Origin of the sequence: Bradyrhizobium sp. RDI18, assembly GCF_043203335.1 — a bacterium.
GTDB classification, from domain to species: Bacteria; Pseudomonadota; Alphaproteobacteria; order Rhizobiales; family Xanthobacteraceae; genus Bradyrhizobium; species Bradyrhizobium retamae.
On sequence record NZ_JBICRN010000008.1, the window covers coordinates 6,621,334 to 6,639,168 of the forward strand.

Here is a 17,835-nt window from a genome sequence, read left to right on the forward strand (position 1 = left end):
CTCCGGTTCGATCCCGGAAAAGTCCGTTCTTGCCCGCCGCGATACTGGCGGATCGGTCGAGCCGGCGTTCGGAATGGCGACACCGACGGGCACATTGCACGAAGTCGTGAAGGAGCCCGAGCCGTCGTTTCTTGCCTCCGGGCTGTCTCGCGATTTTGTGCGGCCTGGATCAGAACACAAGACGTATTCAGCGCGATGGAGCGGCGAAAGTGCGGCGTCCAAATTGTCCAAATGAGCGATCGACGTGAATTGTTCACGTCAATCAGCGACGCCTCACGGCCTCACGTAAAGATAACCCTGCGACTGCAACTCGGCGATCCGCACCACGCCGCCGCGGTCGGCGGCAATGAAACCCGGCAGCAAATCTTCCAGCGCGACATTTTGGGATTTCATAGTGTTGCCACAGGCGGCGAGCTCGATTCCGGCTTTGGAGAATTGACCGACACGCCGGGAAAGGTCGGGACTGACGGAAGCCGAATGAAACGCCCGCAGCGCCTGGCCGTGAACCACTAGTGCGATCGTGATATGGTCGGGACCACCGACCCCGTCGAGATGGTTCTGGATGTTGCCGAGCACGAAATTGACCTTGTCGAGATCGTTGAGGTGATAGACCACTTTCAATTTTGCCGAAGGTGCTGCTTCGCTCGCCGCACTGGCGATGCTGCAGCCGAGACGAATTTCGCCGCCGGTGTTTTCGGCGACAATGTGATTGCAATAGCCGCTGGAATCGAAATTGCCCGCGCGGTGGCGAAACCGGGGCGGAAGGAATAATTGACGGTCTTGTCTTCCGGCGCGTCTTCGGCCGTCACCAAAAGCTTCATCGCGCCGACCTTCTGCTTCGGATGCTGCGCCAGATGGTTGGCGTCATAACGACGCACGAAGCAGGCATACGTCTTTTGGCTGAGCGGGTTTTGGCTGAGCGGGCTGCCGAACATTTGCCCGTCGAATGCGGTGGCCTTGGCTTTGTCGACGCTCTCGGCGTGACAGGCATTGGCTCCGGCGAGGGGAGGCAACGGTGGCAACGATCCAGAGATATTTCATGGCAGACTCGGATTAAACGCGCGGCATATTACTTTAGTTGCAGGTGGCGCCGGGTAGTTGCAGGTGGCGCCGGGTGCGTTCAAACGCTCAGGTCGGTGACTGGCCTGACGGATATTTGGCCATTTTGCGTCAGCGCGGCCCGCCCAAAGGCCTGAATGCGTGATAAATGCGGCGTTTATCCCGGGTTCAGAGCCCGGGGCTTACAGCGTTTGCCGCCTTCGCCTTGCCCGGGCCGGCGCAAATTCGAGCCCCGCACCTGCTCACAATCCCTAAAAAACCCCTTACATATTGCTCAGTACTTCCCCGGTGAAAAATGTTGCTGCCCGGCTACAACGCGAGCGAAATGGCACCGTATCTTTACGAGGTAGAGGCCCTTAGCATGAGTATTGCATTGCATTGTGAAGTCGCTCGCGTGTCCAATCGTCATATGTGCTGACGGTGATTCGCGAACGGAAGCTGTGACGCTCCGATACTGGAACCCTAGTGGTGCGTCCGGCATTTACAGGTGACCATGGAGAGACGGATCATGTACAACGATTCTCTGTTCAATGCTTTCGCCCGGTCCTTCGAAGCTCGAAGTCAAGCCGACATGTCGATGGCGGAATATCTCGAGTCGTGTCGAAACGATCCGATGCGATATGCCAATGCGACCGAACGACTACTAGCTGCGATCGGCGAGCCCCAGATGATTGACACGGCCAAGGACCCCCGCCTTGGCCGTATTTTTTGAATCGCACGATGCGGCTCTATCCGGCGTTCGCGGGCTTCTACGGCATGGAAGACACGATCGAGCGCATCGTCGGGTTCTTCCGCCACGCCGCGCAGGGCCTCGAAGAGCGCAAGCAGATCCTCTATCTGCTGGGCCCCGTCGGCGGCGGAAAGTCGTCGCTCGCCGAGCGCCTCAAATCGTTGATGGAAGTTCACCCCATCTACGTGCTGAAGGCCGGCGACGAACTCAGCCCCGTGTTCGAAAGCCCGCTCAGCCTGTTCGATCCGGATTCGCTCGGGCCGATGCTTGAGGAGAAGTACGGCATTCCGCGCCGTCGCCTCAACGGACTGATGAGTCCGTGGTGCTACAAGCGGCTCGAAGCGTTCGGTGGCGACATCTCGCAATTCCGCGTCGCCAAGATCCAGCCGTCGCGGCTGCGGCAGATCGCGATCGCAAAGACCGAGCCTGGCGACGAAAACAACCAGGATATCTCATCACTGGTCGGCAAGGTCGACATCCGCAAGCTGGAGACCTTCGCCCAGAACGATCCCGACGCCTACAGCTATTCGGGCGGCCTCAATCGCGCCAACCAAGGCATTCTCGAATTCGTCGAGATGTTCAAAGCGCCGATCAAGATGCTGCATCCGCTGCTGACGGCGACGCAGGAGGGCAACTATATCGGGACCGAGAACATCGGTGCGATCCCCTTCAGCGGCGTCATTCTCGCCCACTCCAACGAGGCCGAATGGACAAGCTTCAAAGCCAACAAGAACAATGAGGCATTCATCGACCGTATCTGCGTCATCAAGGTGCCGTACGTCCTGCGGGTCACCGAAGAACAGAAGATCTACGAGAAGCTGATCCAGAGCTCCGAACTGGCCACCGCCCCATGCGCCCCGGCCACATTGGAAACCATGGCGCGCTTCTCGGTGATGTCGCGGTTGCGCAAGCACGAAAATTCGACCGTGTTCGCCAAGATGCGGATCTACGACGGTGAAAGCCTGAAGGAGTCGGATCCTAAGGCGCGCAGCGTTCAAGAATACAGGGATGCTGCCGGCGTCGATGAAGGCATGGACGGCGTTTCGACCCGCTTCGCCTTCAAGGTTCTCGCCGCGACCTTCAACCACGACACCAACGAGGTCGGTGCCGACGCGGTCCACCTGATGTACACGCTGGAGCAGGCGATCCGGCGCGAGCAGCTTCCCGACGAAGTCGAGAAGCGTTACCTCGAATTCATCAAGGCGGACCTGGCGCCGCGCTACGCCGAATTCATCGGGAACGAGATCCAGAAGGCCTATCTCGAATCCTATGCGGACTACGGCCAGAACCTGTTCGATCGCTATGTCGATTATGCCGATGCCTGGATCGAGGATCAGGACTTCAAGGATCCGGACACCGGACAACTGCTCGATCGCGACCTGCTCAATCAGGAGCTGACCAAGATCGAAAAGCCGGCCGGCATCGCCAATCCCAAGGACTTCCGCAACGAGGTCGTCAAGTTCTCGCTGCGGTCGCGCGCCCAGAACGGCGGCAAGAACCCGGCGTGGACCAGCTACGAGAAGATTCGCGAAGTGATAGAGAAGCGGATATTCTCCCAGGTCGAGGACCTGCTTCCGGTCATTTCGTTCGGCTCCAAGAAGGACGGTGACACCGAGAAGAAACATGACGACTTTGTCGCGCGCATGGTCGAGCGCGGCTATACCGAGCGGCAAGTCCGCAGGCTGGTCGAGTGGTACATGCGCGTAAAACAGGCTGGCTGAGGCGGATGAAAACGTGGCTATTCACATCGTCGACCGGCGCCTGAATCCAGGCAGCAAGAGTCTTGAGAACCGCCAGCGCTTTCTGCGCAGGGCCAAGGCGCTGGTCCAGGGAGCTGTGAAGAAATCGTCGCAGAGCCGGGACATCAAGGATGTCCTGGAAGGCGGCGAGGTCAGCGTTCCGATCGATGGCATGGACGAGCCGCGTTTTCGCCGCGAAGGCGGCACGCGCGACATGGTGCTGCCTGGAAACAAGAAGTTCGTCGAAGGCGACATCCTGCCGCGACCCAACCAGGGCGGCGGCAGGGGAAGAGGAGCGGGCGAGGGCGACAGCGAAGACACGTTCCGCTTCGTTCTCAGCCGCGACGAGTTTGTCGACCTGTTCCTGGACGACCTGGAATTGCCTGATCTTGCCAAGCGAAAGCTGGCTGAGGTGGAGAGCGAAGGCATTCGCCGGGCCGGTTACACAACATCCGGATCGCCTGCCAACATCTCGGTGAGCCGAACGGTAAGTCGCGCTCTGGCGCGGCGCGTTGCGCTACGGCGACCGAGGCGGGAGGTGCTGGAGGCCCTCGAAGCGGAGCTTTTGGATTGCAGCGAGGAGCGTCGCGCCGAGCTCATGGCCGAGATCGAAGCCCTGAGGGCAAAGATGCGCCGCATCCCGTTCATCGATCCGATCGACATCCGGTACCGGCGTTTCGAGACGGTGCCGAAGCCCGTGGCGCAGGCTGTCATGTTCTGCCTGATGGACGTCTCCGGTTCGATGACCGAGCATATGAAGGATCTCGCCAAGCGCTTCTATATGCTGCTCTACGTCTTCCTGAAGCGGCGGTATCGCCACGTCGAGATCGTTTTCATCCGGCATACCGACCGCGCCGAAGAGGTCGACGAGCAGACGTTCTTTTACGGGCCGGCTTCCGGCGGCACGCTGGTGTCGAGCGCGTTGCAGGCGATGCATGACATTGTGCGGTCGCGGTTCCGGCCGGCGGACTGGAACATCTACGCTGCACAGGCTTCCGACGGGGACAATTCCTACGCGGACGGCGAAGTCGCGAGCCGGCTCCTCACGGACAACATCCTGCCGGTCACCCAGTTTTTTGCCTACCTGGAAGTCGGCCAGGAAAACGGCCTGTCCTACGAAATGCCCAATTCGGCGCTCTGGACCCTTTACGAGGGTTTGCGTGCGAATGGTGCGCCGCTGTCGATGCGGAAGGTCAACGAACGCAGCGAGATCTTCCCGGTGTTTCACGATCTCTTCCAGCGCCGTGGCCAGCAGGAAAGGACCGGGTCATGACCACGACCGACCAGTTGCTGTTTGAGGGGGCCGACTGGGACTTCCGAACGCTGCAGCGGATCTGCGACGCCTGCGAGCAGATTGCGCGGGACGAATTGGGGCTCGACGTCTATCCCAACCAGATCGAGGTCATTACCGCCGAGCAGATGCTGGACGCCTATTCGTCGGTCGGCATGCCCCTGTTCTACAAGCATTGGTCGTTCGGCAAGCACTTTGCCTTTCAGGAGGCGTCCTACCGCAAGGGGCTAATGGGTCTGGCCTACGAGATCGTCATCAACTCGTCGCCGTGCATATCCTACCTCATGGAGGAAAACACCGCGACGATGCAGACGCTCGTCATCGCGCATGCCGCCTTCGGCCACAATCACTTCTTCAAGAACAACTATCTGTTCAAGCAATGGACCGATGCCGACGGCATTCTCGACTATCTCGAATTCGCCAAGCGCTATGTGGCGCACTGCGAGGAGCGCCATGGCCGGCTGGCGGTCGAGCATACGCTCGACGCCGCGCACGCCTTGATGTCGCACGGCATCGATCGCTATCCCGGCAAGAAGAGCCTCGATCTTCGCGCGGAGGAAAAGCGGGCGGGCCGGCGCCGTGCCCATGAGGAGAGGGAGTTCAACGATCTGTGGCGCACCGTTCCCACCGGCCCGGCCAAGAGTGGCGCGGTACTGGATGTGGAGCGCCGCCGCGCGATGCTCGGGCTGCCGCAGGAGAACCTGCTTTATTTTCTCGAGAAGACGGCGCCCCGGCTGAAGCCTTGGCAGCGCGAGATATTGCGGATCGTGCGGCACATCGCGCAGTATTTCTATCCGCAGAGCCAGACCAAGGTGATGAACGAGGGCACGGCGACCTACGTTCATTATCGCATCATAAGCCGGCTGCACGAGCAGGGGCGGCTGACGGACGGCAATTTCCTTGAATTCCTGCAGTCGCACACCAACGTCGTGTTCCAGCCCGAGTTCGACGATCCGCGCTATTCCGGCTTCAATCCGTATGCGCTGGGATTTGCGATGATGCAGGACATCGAGCGCATCGTCACCAATCCGGAAGCCGAGGACCGCGATTGGTTCCCGGACATCGCCGGGACCGGCGACACGACGGGCGTGTTGCGCGACATCTGGGCCAATTATCGCGATGAAAGCTTCATCAGCCAGTTCATGAGCCCGCGGCTGATGCGGCACTTCCGCATGTTCCATCTGCATGACGATCCGGAGGAGCGCTCCGGCATCCTGGTCGACGCCATCCACGACGAGCGCGGCTACCGCCGGCTGCGTCGCGAACTGGCGCGGCAGTACGATGTCGGTTTCATCGACCCGAATATCGAAGTCGTCGATGTCGACCTTGCCGGCGATCGTCGCCTGATGTTGCGCCACACCGTGGTGAAGGGTGCACAGCTCACCGAGGCCGACACCAAGCGCGTGCTGCAGCACCTTGCCGATCTCTGGACCTACGACGTGTCTCTCGTCGAGGCCGATGCATCGGGTACGGTCTTGAAGGAGTACGTTGCAAACCCGCGGAAGATCGCTGCGGTAGCATAGCTACCGCAGGCTTGCGTTGATCTTTTCCAGCGCCGCCGAGCCTGGGCACAGGTCCTTGACTTCGAGCGTATTGAGCGGCGTCTCGACGGTGTCGAGATGGGTGTGGAGGTCTTCCGCGTCCGGATCGACATAGAGCAGCCCGGTGACGACCTGGCCCTTGGCGGCGTGTTTCTGCAGGAAGGTCATGGCGGCCAGACGGTCGTTGGCGTCGTAGTCGGCGTCGATCTTGCGCAGCGCCAGCCGCGTGCCGTCATGCTGCTCGACCACCTGCACCATGCCCGGCGCATATTCGACGGTGATCGGGTCGCGGCCGGTGAGCACGTCGAGGCGGTTGACCGCATCGTTATGCTCGCGGACATAGTCAAAGCTCTTGGTCGAGCCGGCGTGATTGTTAAAGGCGATGCAGGGGCTGATGACGTCGATGAACGCCGCGCCCTTGTGCCGGATGGCGGCTGCGATCAGCGGCACGAGCTGGCTCTTGTCGCCGGAGAAGCTGCGCGCCACGAAGCTCGCGCCCAATTGCAGTGCGATCGCCACCAGGTCGATGGCGTTGTCGGTATTCATCACACCCTTTTTCGACTTCGAGCCGCGATCGGCGGTCGCCGAAAATTGCCCCTTGGTCAGGCCGTAGACGCCGTTGTTCTCGACGATGTAGGTCATGTTGACGGCGCGCCGGATCGAATGCGCGAACTGGCCGAAGCCGATCGAGGCGCTATCGCCGTCGCCGGAGACACCGAGATAGATCAGGTCGCGATTGGCGAGGTTGGCGCCGGTCAAGACCGACGGCATCCGGCCGTGCACCGAATTGAAGCCGTGCGAATTGCCGAGGAAATAGTCCGGCGTCTTCGACGAGCAGCCGATGCCGGAAATCTTTGCCACCCGGTGCGGCTCGATCGAGAGTTCATAGCAGGCCTCGATGATCGAGGCGGTGATCGAATCGTGGCCGCAGCCGGCGCACAGGGTCGAAACTTTCCCCTCGTAATCCCGGTGGGTGTAGCCGAGTTCGTTCTTCGGCAGGCCCGGATGCTGGAATTTCGGTTTCGCAATGTAGGTCATGACACGGCCTTGCGGAGAGGGGTCACTTTCAGATGATCCTGGTGGTCGCCGATCGCGTTGGCGATGAAGCGCGCGGTGATCGGCGTGCCGTCATAGTGCAGGATCGGCACCAGCCGGACCGGATCGATGCCGTTCTCGTTGACGATCAACTGCCGCAACTGGGCGTCGCGGTTCTGCTCGACCACGTACACGAAATCATGGTCGGCGATGAAGCTCGCCACGCTGGAGTGGAACGGGAAGGCGCGGATACGCATGCGGTCGAGCTGATGCCCGCGCGATTCCAGAATCCCGATCGCCTCGTCCATCGCTGGCGAGGTTGAGCCGAAATAGATCACGCCGTATTTGGTCGGCTTGGCGGCGTTGGCCTGCAGCGGCCGCGGCACCATGTCCTGCGCAGTCTCGAACTTGCGCACGAGCCGCTGCATGTTGTCGGCGTAGATGGCGCCTTCTTCGGAATAGCGCGCGTAGCGGTCGCGCGAGGTGCCGCGGGTGAAAAACGAGCCCTTGGTCGGATGCGTGCCCGGATAGGTGCGGTAGGGAATACCGTCGCCGTCGACGTCTAGATAGCGGCCAAAATCGCGCCCCGGTTCATCGAGCATTTCCGCAGTCATCACCTTGCCGCGGTCATACTGCCTGGCGTCGTCCCACTTCAGCGGGCGGCACAGCCGGTGGTTCATGCCGATGTCGAGGTCGAGCATCAGGAAGATCATGGTCTGCAGCCGGTCGGCGAGATCGAATGATTGTGCGGCGAACTCGAACGCTTCGGCCGGGTCTTCCGGGAACAGCAGCACGTGCTTGGTATCGCCGTGCGAGGCATAGGCGCAGGCGATGATGTCGCATTGCTGGGTGCGCGTCGGCATGCCCGTCGAGGGGCCGGCGCGCTGGATGTTCATGATCACGGCCGGAATTTCGGCGAAGTAGGACAGGCCGATGAATTCGGTCATCAAGGAAATGCCGGGGCCGGAGGTTGCGGTGAAGGCCCGCGCGCCGTTCCAGGAGGCGCCGATCACGATGCCAATGGATGCGAGCTCATCCTCGCCCTGCACGATCGCGTATTTCGCCTTGCCCGTTTCAGGGTCGTGCCGCAGCTTCTTGCAGTGACTCGTGAAGGCTTCCGCCACCGACGACGACGGCGTGATCGGATACCAGGCGCAGACGGTGGCGCCGCCATAGACCGCCCCCAGCGCCGCCGCGCTGTTGCCTTCCATGAAGATGCGGTCGCCGACCTTGTCGGACTTCTTCACCTGCAAACCGATCGGGCACTTCAGGTTCTGCAGTGCCCAGTCGCGGCCGAGATGCAGCGCGTGGACATTCGACGACAGCAGTTTTTCCTTGCCCTTGTACTGTTCGCCGATCAGTTGCTCGACCAGCTTGGGATCGAGATCGAGCAGCGCACAGAGCGCGCCGAGATAGATGATGTTCTTGAAGAGCTGGCGCTGGCGCGGATCGGTATAGGTCGAATTGGTGATTGCGGTCAGCGGCACGCCGATCACGGTGATGTCGGCGCGGAATTTCGACGACGGCATCGGTTTGGTCGAATCGTAGAACAGATAGCCGCCGGGTTCGATCGAGGCGACGTCCTTGTCCCAGGTCTGCGGGTTCATCGCCACCATCAAATCGACGCCGCCGCGGGCGCCGAGATGGCCGGCCTCCGTCACGCGCACCTCATACCAGGTCGGAAGCCCCTGAATGTTCGAGGGGAAGATATTGCGCGGTGAGACCGGTACGCCGTGGCGCAGGATCGAGCGCGCGAACAGTTCGTTGGCGCTGGCTGAACCCGAGCCGTTGACGTTGGCGAAGCGGACGACGAAGTCGTTTACGCTGCTGATCGGGCTTTTGACTGACATGTTGATCCCGCGTAAGTCATATCGATGAGGTACTTTTGCATGTCCCAGGCGCCGGTCGGACAACGCTCGGCGCACAGCCCGCAATGCAGGCAGACGTCTTCATCCTTCACCATGACGCGGCCGGTCTTGAGCCCTTCGGCGACATAGAGCGCCTGGTCGTGACGCGGCGACGGCGCTTTCAGCCGCTGCCGCAGGTCGTCCTCCTCGCCGTTCTCTGTAAACGTGATGCAATCCATCGGGCAGATGTCGACGCAGGCGTCGCATTCGATGCAGGCGGGCGCCGAGAATATGGTCTGCACATCGCAGTTCAGGCAGCGCTGCGCCTCGCCGAGCGCGAGCTTGACGTCATAGCCGAGCTCGACCTCCGCCTTGATGTCCTTTAGCGCAATCACCTTGTCGCGATGCGGCACCTTGAAGCGCTTGTCGCCGGAGATGTCGTTGTCGTAGCTCCACTCGTGGATGCCCATCTTCTGCGAGAAGACGTTTACCTCGGGCAGCGGACGCTCGTTGATGTCCTCGCCAGAGAGCATCTTGTGGATCGACAGCGCCGCATCGTGGCCGTGCGCCACCGCCCAGATGATGTTCTTCGGACCGAAGGCGGCATCGCCGCCAAAGAACACTTTCGGATTGGTCGATACGAAGGTGTTGGGATCGACCTGCGGCATGTTCCATTTGTCGAACTCGATGCCGCAGTCGCGCTCGATCCAGGGGAACGCGTTCTCCTGGCCGACGGCGACCAGCACGTCGTCGCAAGGGATGGTCTGGTTAGGCTCGCCCGAGGGCACCAGGTTACGACGGCCCTTGGCATCGTATTCGGCCTTCACCTTCTGGAAGGTGACGCCGATCAGCTTGCCGCTTACATGCTTGAATGCCACCGGCACCATGTAGTTGAGGATCGGAATATCCTCGTGAAGGGCGTCTTCCTTCTCCCAGGGGCTTGCCTTCATCTCCTCGAAGCCGGAGCGCACGATCACTTTGACGTCCTCGCCGCCGAGCCGGCGCGCGGTGCGGCAACAATCCATCGCGGTGTTGCCGCCGCCAAGCACGATCACGCGGCGGCCTATCTTCTCGACATGGCCGAACGAGACGGATGCCAGCCATTCGATGCCGATGTGAATGTTGGCGGCAGCTTCCTTGCGGCCGGGGATGTCGAGCTCGCGGCCGCGCGGCGCGCCGGAGCCGATAAAGATCGCGTCGTAGTTCTCGTTGAGCAGATTCTTCAGGCTGTCGACGCGGTGGCCGCCCTTGAACTCGACGCCGAGGTTGAGGATGTAATCGGTCTCCTCGTCGATGACGGTGTCCGGCAGGCGGAACTTGGGAATTTGGCTCCGCATCATGCCGCCTGCCTTGGGATCGGCATCGAACACGGTGCAGTGATAGCCGAGCGGTGCGAGGTCCCGCGCCACCGCAAGCGACGCAGGCCCGCCGCCGACCAGCGCGATGCGCTTGCCGTTCTTCGCCGATGGCTTCGGCATGCGGTGCTTGACGTCGTCCTTGAAGTCGGCGGCAACGCGCTTCAGGCGGCAGATCGCAACTGGGTGTTCCTCGACGCGGCCGCGCCGGCAGGCGGGCTCGCATGGACGATCGCAGGTGCGTCCCAGAATTCCGGGAAACACATTCGATTTCCAGTTGATCATGTAGGCGTCGCTATAACGCCCCTCGGCAATCAAACGGATGTACTCGGGAACCGGGGTGTGTGCGGGGCAGGCCCACTGGCAATCAACCACTTTATGAAAGTAGTCTGGAGCCGAGATATCAGTCGGTTTCATTCCTACCTTGTCCGCGCAAGCTTAGGAAACGCGGCCTTATTTTGCCTGCGAACGCTTAACGAGCGTTCTTGTGGTTTTTGAATTGGATCATAGGCTTATCTTATTAGAGCCATTCCAGAGCAGGCACAAAGGCAATTTTGCGCGATCTCCAGCTTTCAATTGCATGGAAACGTGGATTTGGCGTCGCAGCGTTGATCTGGCACTGCAGCATGTGCAGTGCAGCTTTGCCATTATGCTGAATGAACGGGCAGACGTCAGGTCAGCCGCAGCGCAGCTCCGGCCGTCGCAAGGATGACGACGACAATCCATGGCGGCAGCTTCCAGACCGTCAGCAGCAGGAAGCCGGCCAGCGCGACGGCGAAGTCACGTGGCGTGAGCACGGCGCTGGTCCAGACCGGATTGTAGAGCGCGGCGCCAAGGATGCCGACGACAGCGGCATTGGTGCCGCGCATCGCGGCCTGGGCCTTGGGGTGCAGGCGCAGCGCGTCCCAGAACGGCAGCATGCCGTAGACCAGCAGCAGTCCCGGCAGGGACAAGGCGATGAGCGCAATCGAAGCGCCGGCGAGCCCGTTGGGGGCGGGCTCTGCGACGGCGCCGAGATAGGCCGCGAACGTGAACAGCGGTCCGGGCACTGCTTGCGCCATGCCGTAACCGGCGAGGAAATCCTCGTTGCTGACCCAGCCCGGCGTTACGACTTCCGCCTGCAATAGCGGCAGCACGACATGGCCGCCGCCGAACACCAGGGCGCCGGAACGATAGAAGGCGTCGAACAGGGCAAGCCCTTGCGAGCCGGTTTTTGCCGTCACCAGCGGAGTGACCAGGAACAGAATTGCGAACAGCACGAGCGCGGCCATGCCGTGTCGAGGCGACACGGAAAAGCCGAGCTGGCCCGTTGCCGTGGGCCCATCTGCGCGACACACCCAGAGCCCGGCCAGTGCCCCGAGCGCGATTGCGCCGATCTGCCCAAACGATCCGCCGATGAACACCACGATTGCAACAGCGGCGAGCGCGATGGCAGCCCGTTCGCGGTCCGGCGTCAGGCTGTTTGCCATGCCCCAGATCGCCTGCGCGACCACGGCGACCGCGACCAGCTTCAGGCCATGAAGAACTCCGTCGGCGAACGGGCCGGTAAGGATCGTCGCACCGAGCGCAAAGGCGAACATGATCAGGGCGGAGGGCATGGTAAAGGCGAGCCACGCCGCCAATCCGCCGAGCAGGCCGTTGCCGCGCAGGATGCCGAGCGTGAAGCCGACCTGGCTGGAGGCCGGGCCCGGCAAAAACTGACAGAGCGCAACGATATCGGCGTAGCTGCTTTCGCTCAGCCATTTCCGCCGCTCGACGAATTCCGCCCTGAAGTAACCGAGATGCGCGATCGGCCCGCCGAAGGATGTAAGGCCCAATTTGAGGAAGGCGGCGAAAATCTCGGCGATACTGTTCGCGGACTTTTGCGCCATGCAATGCAACTCCAGTGTGGGCTGAAAAGTAGATGCATGTGGCATCTCAGCCGATCGATCGCCCCAGCACCTGCATGAAGGAGCGCTTCCACGCGACCATCGCACATCTGAGAGATAACATCAGCAGGGTAACTGAAAGCGATATTAGAGACTTCGGCAGAAGTTCTCACCTGCCTTATCAAGGCATTCGACCGTTACGAGAAGGAGAATTGAAGCCGCCTGGCGCAAGCACCAATCGTGCGGACCCGCTCCTGACCAGGCAATTCATGCCAGAAAGCGTTCTTGGCCACCGGTTTACTCGACATCGCGTTAACAACGCCTTCACCGGGTTTTTACGGAGCGACATCGCTAGTTACCGTTTCGGAACGCCGCGATCAAGGGCGCCAACCGGGTTCACGAACCTGCGCGCGACCATCGGCAGCGGGGAAAGCGCCTAGCCGATATCGCCCTTCGCCAGATCCCACATCAGCCGGTAGATTCCGCTCGAGATGATCAGCGGCTTCAACGCGATATTGCCGGAAAAGCGCAGCATCGCCGGCGGCAGCGCGCCAACCTCGGTCGCGTCAATCAGCACAAACCAATCGCTGGCGCCGGGATCGGACGCGGAAGGATCGTCGGTGATCGGCTTCGACAGCGCCGGGTCGCTCTCAATCAGGTGCACGGATATGATTCCGTCGAGCTGCGCGGGATCGAGCTGTTCGCTCAGCGCGGCGCGCAGTTTCTCCTCGCCATAGCCGGTGGGACGCAACCTGACAATGCCGAGCGCTGCGCCGCGGCCAGTGCCGCGGCTGACCGTGATGCGCGCCACCGCCCGGATCATGTTCTGGAAGCGCGCAATGTTGGCCATCGACCACGCCGTCTGGTTCGCCAGCGCGGCGCGGTAGGCCGAGCTGTCCAGTACCTCGAAGGTCTCAGTGGAGTAGAGGCTGAGATACTTCGGGTTGCCGTCATGCGCGACGTAGCGGCGGGCTTCGAGGAAGCCGTCGATGGCGACGCGCTCTTCGAGATGTTCGCGATCGTACCAGCGATTGAACTCGGCTTCGTGCTCGGCATCGATATTCATCGACGTCAGCAGCATGCCTTTTCCGGCGATCGGCATTTTCTTGCTTCCTATTTGCTGGCTTGGGACGCCATGTCCGCGATTGCCTTCATTACGGTGTCGCGGACGCCGGGATCGTACAGCGTGTGGCCGGCTCCCTCGACAAAGCGGATTTCGGCTTCCGGCCACACGGCAGCAAGCGCATGCGAGGTCGCGGGCGGGCACAGCAGATCATAACGGCCCTGCACGATGATGCCGGGAATGCCTTTGAGCTTACCCGCTTCCCGCAGCAACTGGTTCGGCTGCATGAAGCAGTCATTGGCAAAGTAATGCGCTTCCATGAAGGGCGTCGTCGGCAGGCCGCGCGATGAATTCAGCGTTGAGCGATCGAGGCGCGTGCGGTTCGGCGTGTGTTCGGAAAGTAAACGTTCGGTTTCGCCCCATGCCCGCGCGGCAGGAATATGCACGTCGGGATTGGAATCGAGGATGCGGCGGAAATAGGCCTGCAGCGGTTGCGCGCGCTCGCCTTCCGGCAACACACTCATGAAGTCGTCGTAAAGCCCGGGATAGAACCGCGGCAGCACTTTTAGAAAACCGTTCTCGATTTCCTCTGATGTGCCCAGGAAAGTAGCGCGAAGCACGATGCCGCTGACGCGGTCGGGATGGGCCTGCGCATAGGCCAGCGCCAGCGTCGCGCCCCAGGAGCCGCCGACGACCATCCAGCGCTGAAAGCCGAACTTCTCGCGGATCATTTCCATGTCGGCGATCAGATGCGGCAGCGTGTTGGCTTCGCGACGACCCTTGGGGCGGCTCCGTCCGGCACCGCGCTGGTCGAACAGTACCGCATGAAAACGTTCGGGATCGAACAGCCGGCGATGATCGGGCTGGCAGCCACTGCCGGGCCCGCCATGCAGATAGACCGCTGGAATGCCATCCTGCCGGCCGATGCTCTCGACATAGATTTCGTGATCGTCACCGACCGCGAACTGCTCCGACGTCAGCGGCGCAAAGGGGTCGGCGCGTTTGATGGATTTGCCGGCATCGGCATCAGGCGCCATGCTCGCCTTCCGTCTCCAGCGTGCCGCCGGCGAAATTGCGGTAGATGAAGCGGTCCTGATGCGCGGCAGCCTCGCGTTCGGCGTCCTTGAAGATCTGCTCGTGCATCGGCGACAGCGTGCAGGCCGGGTCGGTATTGCCGGCGTCACCTGTCAGCGCAAACGCCTGGCAGCGGCAGCCGCCGAAATCGATCTCGCGGAACTCGCAGCTCTTGCACGGCTCGGGCATCCAGCCGGTGCCGCGATAGCGGTTGAAGGCTTCCGAGTTCTGCCAGATCCAGGCAATCGAGTGGTTTGACCGGACGGATTCGAATTCGAGCCCGGTGATGCTTTCCGCGGCGTGGCAGGGCAGCACCTTGCCCGCGGGCGAGATGTTGAAGAACTGCCGGCCCCAGCCGCCCATGCACTTCTTCGGCCGCAATGCGTAATAATCCGGAACGACGTAGTCGATGGCGAGGATGCCCTTCAGGCGCGTCGCGGCTTCCTCGACGATACGGCTGGTTTCCTCGATCTGTTCGAGTGTCGGCATCAGCGCCGCGCGGTTCTTCAAGGCCCAGCCGTAATACTGGACGTTGGCGACTTCCAGCCGGTCGGCGTCGAGATCGACCGCCATCTGGATGATGTCGGAGAGCTGGTGCAGGTTCTGGCGATGCATGACTGCGTTGACTGTCAGCGGCAGGTCGAGCTCGCGCGTCCATTTAGCGACTTCAAGCTTTTTCTCATGCGCATTTTTCAGCCCTGCGACGCGGTCGGCCACGATCGGCTCGTTGCCCTGGAAGCTGATCTGCACATGGCAGAGCCCGGCATCGGCGAGCGCTGAAAGCTTTTCCCTGTTCAGCAGCACCGCTGAGGTGATGAGATTGCTGTACAGCCCGACATCGGTTGCGTGCTGCACCAGCTCCACCAGGTCCTTGCGCGCGGTCGGCTCGCCGCCCGAGAAATGGATTTGCAGCACGCCGATTTCGGCGAGCTCGCTCAAGACCTTCTTCCATTCTTCTGTAGTCAATTCGCTGCTGCCGCGGTCGAGCTCAACCGGGTTGGAGCAATAGGGGCACTGCAGCGGGCAGCGGTGCGTCAGTTCGGCGAGCACGGCAAGCGGAATGCCGAACGTCTCTGCGGTCGAGCGCTTCTGTTCAAGCACCGCGAGCCCGTCGCTGGGCGCGGCGCTGGCTGTTTTGCCGTCTGCGAGAATGTCGGTCATGACGTCTTCTCACGCGCTTCGGTCAGAAAGCCCTTGTCGGCGAGGTCCTGCAGCATGGCGACGACGTCGGTTAAAATCGCCTCGCGCGGCGCGGCGTATTTGGCTGCGAGCTGGTCGACCATGTCGGCGACGCTGCGCACGCCGTCGCAAAGTTGCAGCACCTCGACTGCGATCTCATCCGGCGCCAGCACCCGCTCTGGCGCCAGGATCACCCAGACCTGCCGCGTCTCATCGAACTTCAAGCGGGCGTGGCGCGGCAATTTCGGCCGGCTCGCCTCGCTCACACTGATGTTGCGGCCTGGAGCCATCGATCGCTAGTTCCCTCTGTCGGTTTCCTTGTTAGTTTTCTTGTTAGTTTCCCTGGGGCACGAATGCCCCGGGCGGTATGTGGCCCTCGACATAGGCATGATACAGCGCGTCGAGCTGAACCCATAGCACATTGGTCTTGAAGATCAGCGCGTTGCAGACCGCCTCGCGCTCCGCCGGCGTTCTTGCGTTCGCCTTGACGTATTCCAGCGCAAAACCGGCATCGCGCGGCGCCTGGGCCAGGCGGCGGCTGAAATAGCTCATGATGTCAGGATTGACGAAATCATAGTGCTGCAGCATCCCGGAGATGCGCTCCTCGTGCAGGTTCGGCGCGAACAGTTCCGTAAGCGAGGAAGCGATGGCCTCCAGTGGCGTCTTGTCGCGGCAGAAATGCACATAGGCCTCCACCGCAAATCGCGTTGCCGGCAGAATGCCTTCGGTCGATTCCACATAGGCGCTGTCGAGACCGAGCCCCTCGGTCAGTTTGAGCCAGCGCTCGATGCCGCCTTCGCTGCCCACATCGCCGTCGTGATCCTCGATGCGGTGCCGCCATTCGATCCGGGTCGCACGGTCGCGGAACCGCGAGATCACCATCGCATCCTTCAGCGGGATCGTGCTCTGGTAATAATAGCGGTTCAGTGCCCAGGCCTGCACCTGTCCCTTGTTGAGCTTGCCGCCATGCAACAGCCGATGGAACGGATGCAAGCTGTGATAGCGCGTCGCGCCGATATGGCGGAGGGTCGCCTCCAGTTCCTCGGCGCTATTGAGCGTAATGCCCTTGCCGATCGATAGGGCGGTCATTGCGGGTGCAGCGACGACGTTCACAGCTTGATCTCCGTTCCGTCAGCGGGGATGTGCCAGCCTGCCTGCTCCACGGCCTTGCGCTCGTCCGAGCCGCGCAGCAGAGCGGGGTTGGAGTTGTTGATATGCAGGAACACCTTTGTTCCAACGTCGAGATCGGCGAGGCTCTCGATCGCGCCATGATCGCCCGACATCGAAATATGGCCCATGCTTTGTCCCGTCTTGGTGCCGAGGCCGGCTGAGATCAATTCATCGTCGCGCCACACGGTGCCGTCAAAAAACACCAGTGCAGCGCCCGAAAGGCGCGATTTGAGATCGTCGGTCACGCGTGCGCAGGCGGCCAGGAAATAGAAATACTTGCCGCTTCCTTTGTCCAGAATCCGCAAGCCCAGCGTGTCGCCCGCGCCGTCGCCGCCTGCCGGATGCGCCTTGCCTTCGAGATACCACGCGCCCTTGCCGGGAACCGCGAACGGAAGCACCTCAATGCCTGACGGCTTGCCGTCGGGCAGCGCCGGCTCGAACGCCTTGTCGACCTCGATCGGCTGCCGCTTCACGTTTTTCTCGTTCAGCACATTGAAGATGCTGTTGGATCTGAGAATCGCAAGTACCCGTTCGTGCGCATAGAGCGTAAACGGCGAACCTTCGCGCATCGACAACAGTCCCGCGACGGCGTCGATTTCGCCATTGGTCAGGATCACGCCGGCGATCGGGCTGTGCCGAAGTTGTCCGGCTTTGGGATGAAGCTGCGGCGTTGCGGTCACCTGCTGGCGCAGGTCGGGCGAGGCGTTGACGAGAAACCAGTGCTCGCCGTCGGCGCTGACCGCGATCGAGGCCTGGGTGCTCCGCAATTCGGGATGATCGCTTCGTGCTTTCCGGCACACCGGACATCCGCAATTCCACTGCGGAACGCCGCCGCCCGCCGCGGCGCCCAGGACGACGACGCGAAGCATGATCCGTCTCCTGGA

Annotated in this window: 14 protein-coding genes and 1 pseudogene; 3 read left to right on the forward strand and 12 right to left on the reverse strand. The window is 61.7% G+C overall.

The window, feature by feature from the left end:
• Positions 1-273: 273 nt before the first annotated feature.
• The gene (locus ACFXS9_RS40900) at positions 274-705 is read right to left on the reverse strand and encodes a DsrE family protein (RefSeq protein WP_392700286.1); all 432 of its coding nucleotides are present in this window, start codon (positions 703-705) and stop codon (positions 274-276) included.
• The gene (locus tag ACFXS9_RS40905) at positions 618-1,013 is read right to left on the reverse strand and encodes a hypothetical protein (protein WP_392699117.1); all 396 of its coding nucleotides are present in this window, start codon (positions 1,011-1,013) and stop codon (positions 618-620) included. The genes ACFXS9_RS40900 and ACFXS9_RS40905 overlap by 88 nt, the downstream gene beginning before the upstream one ends.
• A 554-nt stretch (positions 1,014-1,567) precedes the next feature.
• Here ACFXS9_RS40905 and ACFXS9_RS40910 point away from each other — a divergent pair.
• From ACFXS9_RS40910 to ACFXS9_RS40920, 3 genes and pseudogenes are all read left to right on the forward strand, one after another.
• A pseudogene (locus tag ACFXS9_RS40910) lies at positions 1,568-3,510 on the forward strand (PrkA family serine protein kinase).
• Between the two features lie 19 nt (positions 3,511-3,529).
• Positions 3,530-4,801 (forward strand): YeaH/YhbH family protein, encoded by a 1,272-nt coding sequence (locus tag ACFXS9_RS40915; protein ID WP_392700287.1) that lies wholly within the window; start codon positions 3,530-3,532, stop codon positions 4,799-4,801.
• Positions 4,798-6,342 (forward strand): SpoVR family protein, encoded by a 1,545-nt coding sequence (locus ACFXS9_RS40920; RefSeq protein ID WP_392699119.1) that lies wholly within the window; start codon positions 4,798-4,800, stop codon positions 6,340-6,342. Before ACFXS9_RS40915 ends, ACFXS9_RS40920 begins: the two co-directional genes overlap by 4 nt.
• Here ACFXS9_RS40920 and ACFXS9_RS40925 read toward each other — a convergent pair whose 3' ends face one another.
• From ACFXS9_RS40925 to pqqB, 10 genes are all read right to left on the reverse strand, one after another.
• Positions 6,343-7,398, reverse strand: a complete 1,056-nt coding sequence (locus tag ACFXS9_RS40925; protein WP_392699121.1) for a 2-oxoacid:ferredoxin oxidoreductase subunit beta — start codon at positions 7,396-7,398, stop codon at positions 6,343-6,345.
• Positions 7,395-9,245 (reverse strand): 2-oxoacid:acceptor oxidoreductase subunit alpha, encoded by a 1,851-nt coding sequence (locus tag ACFXS9_RS40930; RefSeq protein ID WP_392699123.1) that lies wholly within the window; start codon positions 9,243-9,245, stop codon positions 7,395-7,397. Before ACFXS9_RS40930 ends, ACFXS9_RS40925 begins: the two co-directional genes overlap by 4 nt.
• Positions 9,215-11,014, reverse strand: a complete 1,800-nt coding sequence (locus ACFXS9_RS40935) for an FAD-dependent oxidoreductase (protein WP_392699125.1) — start codon at positions 11,012-11,014, stop codon at positions 9,215-9,217. Before ACFXS9_RS40935 ends, ACFXS9_RS40930 begins: the two co-directional genes overlap by 31 nt.
• 254 nt (positions 11,015-11,268) lie before the next feature.
• On the reverse strand, positions 11,269-12,468 hold the full coding sequence (gene chrA / locus ACFXS9_RS40940; RefSeq protein ID WP_392699126.1) for a chromate efflux transporter: 1,200 nt from the start codon (positions 12,466-12,468) through the stop codon (positions 11,269-11,271).
• A 433-nt stretch (positions 12,469-12,901) separates the two neighbouring features.
• Positions 12,902-13,567, reverse strand: coding sequence for a hypothetical protein (locus tag ACFXS9_RS40945; protein ID WP_392699127.1), 666 nt, complete (start codon positions 13,565-13,567; stop codon positions 12,902-12,904).
• Between the two features lie 11 nt (positions 13,568-13,578).
• Entirely contained in the window at positions 13,579-14,565 is a 987-nt protein-coding gene (pip, locus tag ACFXS9_RS40950; protein ID WP_392699129.1) for a prolyl aminopeptidase, read from the reverse strand.
• Positions 14,555-15,763 carry a pyrroloquinoline quinone biosynthesis protein PqqE gene (pqqE, locus tag ACFXS9_RS40955; protein WP_392699130.1) on the reverse strand — a complete coding sequence of 403 codons (1,209 nt, stop codon included), beginning with the start codon at positions 15,761-15,763 and terminating at the stop codon, positions 14,555-14,557. The genes pip and pqqE overlap by 11 nt, the downstream gene beginning before the upstream one ends.
• A complete protein-coding gene (gene pqqD, locus ACFXS9_RS40960; protein WP_334411564.1) occupies positions 15,760-16,071 on the reverse strand; it encodes a pyrroloquinoline quinone biosynthesis peptide chaperone PqqD in 312 nt (103 codons plus the stop codon). The genes pqqE and pqqD overlap by 4 nt, the downstream gene beginning before the upstream one ends.
• A 43-nt stretch (positions 16,072-16,114) precedes the next feature.
• Positions 16,115-16,870, reverse strand: coding sequence for a pyrroloquinoline-quinone synthase PqqC (gene pqqC / locus ACFXS9_RS40965; RefSeq protein ID WP_057841876.1), 756 nt, complete (start codon positions 16,868-16,870; stop codon positions 16,115-16,117).
• 20 nt (positions 16,871-16,890) lie between these two features.
• On the reverse strand, positions 16,891-17,820 hold the full coding sequence (pqqB, locus tag ACFXS9_RS40970; RefSeq protein WP_392699131.1) for a pyrroloquinoline quinone biosynthesis protein PqqB: 930 nt from the start codon (positions 17,818-17,820) through the stop codon (positions 16,891-16,893).
• Positions 17,821-17,835 lie beyond the last annotated feature (15 nt).

Coding starts and splice junctions, on each gene's coding strand:
- ACFXS9_RS40920 (WP_392699119.1), top strand. CDS start 4,798: ATGACCACGACCGACCAGTTGCTGTTTGAGGGGGCCGACTGGGACTTC.
- ACFXS9_RS40925 (WP_392699121.1), bottom strand. CDS start 7,398: ATGACCTACATTGCGAAACCGAAATTCCAGCATCCGGGCCTGCCGAAG.
- ACFXS9_RS40930 (WP_392699123.1), bottom strand. CDS start 9,245: ATGTCAGTCAAAAGCCCGATCAGCAGCGTAAACGACTTCGTCGTCCGC.
- ACFXS9_RS40935 (WP_392699125.1), bottom strand. CDS start 11,014: ATGAAACCGACTGATATCTCGGCTCCAGACTACTTTCATAAAGTGGTT.
- chrA (WP_392699126.1), bottom strand. CDS start 12,468: ATGGCGCAAAAGTCCGCGAACAGTATCGCCGAGATTTTCGCCGCCTTC.
- ACFXS9_RS40945 (WP_392699127.1), bottom strand. CDS start 13,567: ATGCCGATCGCCGGAAAAGGCATGCTGCTGACGTCGATGAATATCGAT.
- pip (WP_392699129.1), bottom strand. CDS start 14,565: ATGGCGCCTGATGCCGATGCCGGCAAATCCATCAAACGCGCCGACCCC.
- pqqE (WP_392699130.1), bottom strand. CDS start 15,763: ATGACCGACATTCTCGCAGACGGCAAAACAGCCAGCGCCGCGCCCAGC.
- pqqD (WP_334411564.1), bottom strand. CDS start 16,071: ATGGCTCCAGGCCGCAACATCAGTGTGAGCGAGGCGAGCCGGCCGAAA.
- pqqC (WP_057841876.1), bottom strand. CDS start 16,870: ATGACCGCCCTATCGATCGGCAAGGGCATTACGCTCAATAGCGCCGAG.
- pqqB (WP_392699131.1), bottom strand. CDS start 17,820: ATGCTTCGCGTCGTCGTCCTGGGCGCCGCGGCGGGCGGCGGCGTTCCG.